Source organism: Oleiphilus sp. HI0043 (assembly GCF_001634935.1).
Map to the genome: position 1 here is coordinate 1 of NZ_LWEY01000305.1, position 900 is coordinate 900.

Annotated in this window: 1 protein-coding gene; it reads right to left on the minus strand. The window is 45.8% G+C overall.

Features of this window, described 5'->3' with window-relative positions:
• Positions 1-900, minus strand: a 900-nt coding sequence (locus A3729_RS04290; protein ID WP_156497650.1) for an LPS-assembly protein LptD, incomplete at both ends; no start/stop codon positions are given.

A 900-nucleotide genomic window follows, 5' to 3' on the forward strand; every position in this document is an offset into this window, starting at 1 on the left:
TCAGGCTGTTATTGTCACCGACTCGATCACCGCCACTAAAGCGATAGGGACTAAACAGTCGCTGATAGTTGAAGCTAGGTAAGGTACTGTCGAAATTAGGAAGAGCATCTTGGTCTACGCTCTTGGCATTCACATAGTAAGCTCGTGGTTCCAAGCTGTGGCGAATCGTGGATGACTTGAAGAATTGGCTTTCACTGAATAAAGAACTTCGGTCGAAGAATAAAGCCGCATCAAGTTCATAAATTGGAATGGTGCGAGAGATATTATTGTCGACAGGCGTATAATCTTCAAGAAAGTAGTCGGTATGGTCGATACTTACAGATGGGCTGATATAGCCCCAGCTCTTAGATAAAGGCAATGATACCTTGGGCTGGTGTCGAACGCGTGAGCCTATAATACGTTCATCCCCGACGAGACCTTCCTGGTCACGGTAGAAGTAGACATATTGGCTGTGCCAGTCGAGTTGCAGTTGTTTGTAGATAGAACCGAATTGATAATTTAGTTCAGGTAAGCGTTGATAAGCTTGTTCGCTTGCCAGCAGTGTTTCATCGATACTTTTGTATTGCTGCATCAAGAAGCTGAATCGCCAGTTATCCTCTGAATAATGGAGTTCAGCCCTTCGATCAAGGTTATCACTTCGGTTTATATTCAGCCCCTGGTTCAAATCATCCAGGTAGTCAAAGTCGCTGATCTGGCTATATTTGAGCGTGCCATACCAGCCGTCATGATGCGCATTGATATCCTGACTAAAGCTGAGGCCCCAGCGAGCGTCCGTGTCATCTGGGCCGATTGCTTTCTGCTCGCTATTATAGAACTTGTCTTTGCTGATGTAGCCTAAGTTGAGCTCGCTATTGGTATAAGTGCTAGCATGCCGAAGTTCTAGATCGGAATGTACCCCTC